This window comes from Acinetobacter sp. (assembly GCF_036659555.1).
In the GTDB taxonomy this organism is placed as follows: Bacteria; Pseudomonadota; Gammaproteobacteria; order Pseudomonadales; family Moraxellaceae; genus Acinetobacter.
In genome coordinates, this window is record NZ_JAVXCI010000144.1 from 1 (window position 1) to 4,689 (window position 4,689).

Genomic DNA, 4,689 nt, shown 5'->3' on the forward strand with positions numbered 1-4,689 from the left:
ACCTGTTCGGAACGTCTGCACCATTGCAAAAACGACCTGCAGGTAAGGGAGCCGGTATTCTAATCCATCTCCGGTTAAAACAAAAGCATCATCGGAAATTAAAATCCAGCCGCGGCCGCCTCTGCCCTGTTTCCCATAACCGCCACATAATGATCTGACCCGCTGCAGGAATGCCGGCGCCGATTCAAAGCATTAACTGCAGGCCATATCCGTTTCCAGCCAGCACAGCGCATTTGCCTCAGGCAGCGCCAAAGCTGCAGAAAAATAAGCATTATTTAAGATTTAGACTTGCCAGCATTTCCAATTCAGGAAATACTGCGCTTCAATATTGGCCAATGCTCCTCTTCGAGTGGTTGAAGATCCTGCCCTATGAAAAAAATTCTGTGCTTATCTGTTCTGCTCGGCTTTCCGCTGAGCGCGGCCTACAGCGCACCGCCTAAAAAAGTCCATCAGCTGCCGGCGCAAAGCATCGATGTGCTGCCCGCGCATTTAACCACCCGCATTCAATGGGCCAAGTTTCCGCAGCCGAACTACAGCAATGAAGACTTGAATCAAAAGAGCCGGGCGGCCATTATCCGCGTATTTGCCGACGAAAACGGCAATGTGCAGGAAGCAACGGTCGAAGAAAGCACCGGCATTCAAGGGCTGGATCAGATTTTAGTGCGCGCGGTGGAAAAAGCCGAAGTGAAGCCACATATTGAAGGCGGCAAGCCTGCGCCGCAGATCGGCTATCAGGCATTCAACCTGAAATTGACGGATAAAAATGCCGGAAACTGCGCCTATGAATTCAATTCGAAGGTTTGGCAGGCGCAGCGGAATGAAAAGCGGACAGCATTTCAGTATCTGCAGCAGCCACAGCTTGAGCTTGATGCTGAACAGTTAAATGGCCACGACCGCACGGTGAAATTCAGCTTTAAGGCGGACAAGCATGGCAGCGTCAGGAAAGTGAAGATCCGGCAGGGTTCAGGCATCTATGCCCTGGACCAGCAAGTTGCGCAAGCGCTGTCCGGCAGCCAAATTTCGGTAAAGCGCACCGCCCGCACCTTGTGGCTGTATAAACAGTCCAGCTTTAAGGATGAAGTTCAGTTCAAGCTGAACAATTGCCAATAGCCTTAAAATCCGCAAGATTGGCGCTGGGGATTTGAACCTTTCAGCGCTCAAAACGCCCCTCTTAAAAGAATAAGCATGATGATGAATTTTATAAAAAAGCAGCTGCTGGCAGCATTGATCTTAGGCGCCGGCGCGCAGCTGCAGGCAGCTTCAGATCAGGCTGCGGCCGCCCAGCCCCAGCCTAAGCAGGTCAATATAGGCACTTCGGCGGGCCTCAGCTGGAGCCGGCCGCCCCGCGTGCGCATTATGCCGGGTGATCTGGAAGGCAAGCCAAGAAATGTAGTTGCCGCAATTGAAGCCGATACTGCAGGCCAAATCACCGCTGTGCGCATCCAGCAAAGTTCCGGCTTGCCGGACTTGGATGAAAAGGTCATCAGGGCCATAAAGCTGGCCCGCTTTAGGCCTTATGCTGAAAACGGCGTGCGCTATCCGGTTAAAGCATCCCAGCCTTTCTTATTTGAAGCGAATGATTATTCCAGTACGCAAAAATCCAGAAAGCCTCAGCCTTATGTCTGCCGCTACATATTTAAATCGGAAAATATCCGGAAGCAGCTGGCCAATCAGCCTGTTCCGTTCCAATATCTGCAGCTGCCGAAGCTGGCCTTGGCCATGCCCCTGCTGGAGGGTGCAGACCGTGAAGTGCGCTTTGCATTTAAAGTAGCCAGAAATGCGCAGATTTCCGGCATCCGGATCAGCCAAAGCTCCGGCATTGCCGAGATAGATCAAATGGTCATCGGCGCCCTGCAGGATGCGCGGATTGATGCGCCCCGGCATTTCCTGCAGTGGGGGAAATTAAGCTTTGAAGACCGCATTATTTTTAAATTATCGGATTGCCCGCAATGAATGCCTGCAGAGCGCTCGTCCCAGACAGCGCTTCAGCAGGAAACCGCCGCGCCGGCAGGAACTTTCATAAGGCAATTATTTTGACGGCGTGAAGCGTTAAATCAGCCCAAGAAACAGCAGGTAAATGCAAAGATAGCGCCCGATTTTCGCAATGCTCACCATTAGCAGAAAGCGCGGGAAATTTTCTTTCAGCAGGCCGGCAATCAGGGTAATGGGGTCGCCGATGACCGGCACCCAGCTCAGCAGCAGTGACCAAAAGCCGTATTTCTGATAAATCCCCTGCGCCTGCTGCATTTTGCCTGCCGAAACAGGAAACCACTTTTTATCCTTATAATGCTCTATTTTCAGGCCCAGCCACCAGTTCACGCAGGAGCCGAGAATATTGCCCAAACTGGCAGCTGCAATCAGCATCCCCGCCGGATGGCTGCCCTGCATCAGCAGGCCCAGCAATACCGCTTCCGACTGCAAAGGCAGCAGAGTGGCCGCGCCGAATGCGGACAGAAACAGCAGCAAAAGCGCCGTCATTTAAAAGTCACAGCCCCAGCTGCTTTTTGGTCTTGCGGTATTCCGCACTCGACCAGAAAAGCATCACGGCAAGGGCTAAAATGCGTGACCACGCATAGCGCGAGGCAACCGGCTGCAGGATTTCCCGCAGCGCAGCCTGATCCTGAGTCTGGGCTGCTTCCGCAAGCTTTTGAATATGCGCCGCCTCTGCAATAAACAGCATCAGGCATACAGCGATGCCGGCAATCACCGCAAAATAGACGCGCGGGTTATTTTCGACAATCTTGGTTAAATTTAAAAAAAATGCTTTCATCCATCCCATCCAATAAAAAACCACCGCATCATTGGGTGGTTTTCATTCATTCTTGCCCGCATCTTAGCATAACTGGGCGGCGGAGCAATTCATCAGACCTTTATCGCTAAAGCTTTCTGCACGGCTGGGCGCGCAGTCAGGCGCTCCACATACTCTTTGACATAGGGATAATCCTCCAGCTGAATCTGCTGCCATTCGCTTCGCAGAATCCACGGCAGAATCGCCATATCGGCAATTGAGTACGCGCCGGCCACATATTTTTGCCCAATCAGCTGATTGTTCAGCACTTTATACAGGCGCTTGGTTTCATTTACATAGCGTTCGGTGGCATAGGGAATGCGTTCAGGCGCAAAACGGCTGAAATGATGATTCTGCCCCAGCATTGGCCCTAAGCCGCCGACCTGCCACATCAGCCACTGTTCCACCTCAACCCGCGCAAACTCATCTTCAGGATAATACAGGCCGGTTTTGCGGCCCAGATACTGCAGGATGGCGCCCGACTCAAACACTGAAATCGGCTCGCCGCGCGGGCCGTCCTGATCCACAATGGCGGGAATTTTATTGTTCGGCGATATTTTTAAAAAATCCGGCTGAAACTGATCATTTTCTAAAATATTGACCGGAAAAATCTGGTAATCCAAGCCCATTTCTTCCAGGGCAATGGTAATTTTATGTCCGTTGGGCGTGCCCCAATAGTACAAATCAATCATGTGGAGATCCTGCCGCTTTTCTCTTTTTAGTGCGCATTGTCGCGTTCTCATCGCTTTTATAGCATGATTTCAGTGAAGAAACATTAAGTTAAACTGAAATTGGAATCTGAAAATATGAATATCAAACTTTGTATTTACAGCAGAATTATCAGCATAGGATAATTTTTCAAATATTGATTTTATCTCTTGAAATTTTTCAGGGCATACCGATATTAAAAGTACAGCAATGATCAGCCGATATTGCTGAAGCTGCCGCCACTGCAAATACGGCAGTATAAGTTTCTTATTTATATAACTTTGCTAAACGCAGGAGGTTCTATCAATGAGTAATTTAAGCCTAAGCCCCCTCTTCCGCCGCAGCATCGGCTTTGACCGTTTAAACGATCTGTTTGACTACGCTATGCAAAGCGAAACGCCGAACTATCCGGCATACAATATTGAAAAAACCGGCGGCAATGAATACCGCATTGTCATTTCCGCCGCCGGCTTTGCAGAAAATGAGCTTGCCATTCATTTGGAAAACCAGCTGCTGACGATTTCCGGCAAACACTCCGAGCAGGCCGATGACAGTACCGCAGAATATCTGCATAAAGGCATTGCGCGCCGTTCATTTAAACTGTCGCTGCGCCTGGATGAGCATATTGAAGTGCAGCGCGCCGACTATACCAACGGCTTATTGAAAATTGACCTGCAGCGGATTGTTCCTGAAGAAAAGCTGCCGCGCCAAATTCCGATTGGCCGCCAGACCGAACAGGCTGCATCTCCGCAGGCTGAATAAGCAGCCGCAGCATGAAGCCCCGCACGCGGGGCTTTATTGCGCCTTGCCCTGCCGGCAAAACGTGCAGGCATAAAAAAAGCGCTGCCAATGCAGCGCTTTTCTCATCAAGGGATGATGCTTACTTGCGTTTTTTAGGACCAAGCAGCATGCCCATTTGACGGCCTTCCATTTTCGGCATCTGTTCAACTACACCGCACTCAGCCACATCTGCTTCAATTTTCTGCAATTGAGCCAGACCCAGCTGCTGGTGAGCCATTTCACGGCCGCGGAAACGCAAGGTGATTTTCACCTTGTTGCCTTCTTCAAGGAACTTGATGATGGCGCGCAGTTTCACGTTGTAATCACCGACATCTGTACCCGGGCGCAGCTTGATTTCCTTCACCTGTACTTGATGCTGTTTTTTCTTCGCTTCTTTCTGCTTTTGCTTTAGA

7 protein-coding genes are annotated in these 4,689 nt (G+C 50.5%); 3 read left to right on the top strand and 4 right to left on the bottom strand.

From position 1 onward, the window contains the following. Positions 1–369: 369 nt before the first annotated feature. Positions 370–1,110: an energy transducer TonB gene (locus RSA72_RS13925; RefSeq protein WP_332624265.1), complete on the top strand. Its 741-nt coding sequence runs from the start codon at positions 370–372 to the stop codon at positions 1,108–1,110. Between the two features lie 75 nt (positions 1,111–1,185). After that, entirely contained in the window at positions 1,186–1,953 is a 768-nt protein-coding gene (locus RSA72_RS13930) for a TonB family protein (RefSeq protein ID WP_332624266.1), read from the top strand. Between the two features lie 96 nt (positions 1,954–2,049). Here RSA72_RS13930 and RSA72_RS13935 read toward each other — a convergent pair whose 3' ends face one another. The 3 genes from RSA72_RS13935 to RSA72_RS13945 form a co-directional block, all read right to left on the bottom strand. Next, positions 2,050–2,478, bottom strand: a complete 429-nt coding sequence (locus RSA72_RS13935) for a YqaA family protein (protein ID WP_332624267.1) — start codon at positions 2,476–2,478, stop codon at positions 2,050–2,052. 7 nt (positions 2,479–2,485) lie between these two features. Continuing rightward, on the bottom strand, positions 2,486–2,770 hold the full coding sequence (locus tag RSA72_RS13940) for a hypothetical protein (RefSeq protein WP_332624268.1): 285 nt from the start codon (positions 2,768–2,770) through the stop codon (positions 2,486–2,488). 92 nt (positions 2,771–2,862) lie between these two features. Beyond that, on the bottom strand, positions 2,863–3,480 hold the full coding sequence (locus RSA72_RS13945) for a glutathione S-transferase N-terminal domain-containing protein (protein ID WP_332624269.1): 618 nt from the start codon (positions 3,478–3,480) through the stop codon (positions 2,863–2,865). Positions 3,481–3,802: 322 nt separating this feature from the next. Here RSA72_RS13945 and RSA72_RS13950 point away from each other — a divergent pair, with 322 nt between their 5' ends. Next, positions 3,803–4,258 (top strand): Hsp20 family protein, encoded by a 456-nt coding sequence (locus tag RSA72_RS13950; protein WP_332624270.1) that lies wholly within the window; start codon positions 3,803–3,805, stop codon positions 4,256–4,258. A gap of 118 nt (positions 4,259–4,376) precedes the next feature. Here the strand turns inward: RSA72_RS13950 and infC are convergent. Beyond that, positions 4,377–4,689 (bottom strand): translation initiation factor IF-3 (gene infC, locus RSA72_RS13955; RefSeq protein ID WP_332624271.1); only part of this gene is annotated, 313 nt, incomplete at its 5' end.

What these genes read in the sequence shown, in the direction of transcription:
- RSA72_RS13925 (WP_332624265.1), top strand. Translation starts at nt 370, where the DNA reads ATGAAAAAAATTCTGTGCTTATCTGTTCTGCTCGGCTTTCCGCTGAGC.
- RSA72_RS13930 (WP_332624266.1), top strand. Translation starts at nt 1,186, where the DNA reads ATGATGATGAATTTTATAAAAAAGCAGCTGCTGGCAGCATTGATCTTA.
- RSA72_RS13935 (WP_332624267.1), bottom strand. Translation starts at nt 2,478, where the DNA reads ATGACGGCGCTTTTGCTGCTGTTTCTGTCCGCATTCGGCGCGGCCACT.
- RSA72_RS13940 (WP_332624268.1), bottom strand. Translation starts at nt 2,770, where the DNA reads ATGAAAGCATTTTTTTTAAATTTAACCAAGATTGTCGAAAATAACCCG.
- RSA72_RS13945 (WP_332624269.1), bottom strand. Translation starts at nt 3,480, where the DNA reads ATGATTGATTTGTACTATTGGGGCACGCCCAACGGACATAAAATTACC.
- RSA72_RS13950 (WP_332624270.1), top strand. Translation starts at nt 3,803, where the DNA reads ATGAGTAATTTAAGCCTAAGCCCCCTCTTCCGCCGCAGCATCGGCTTT.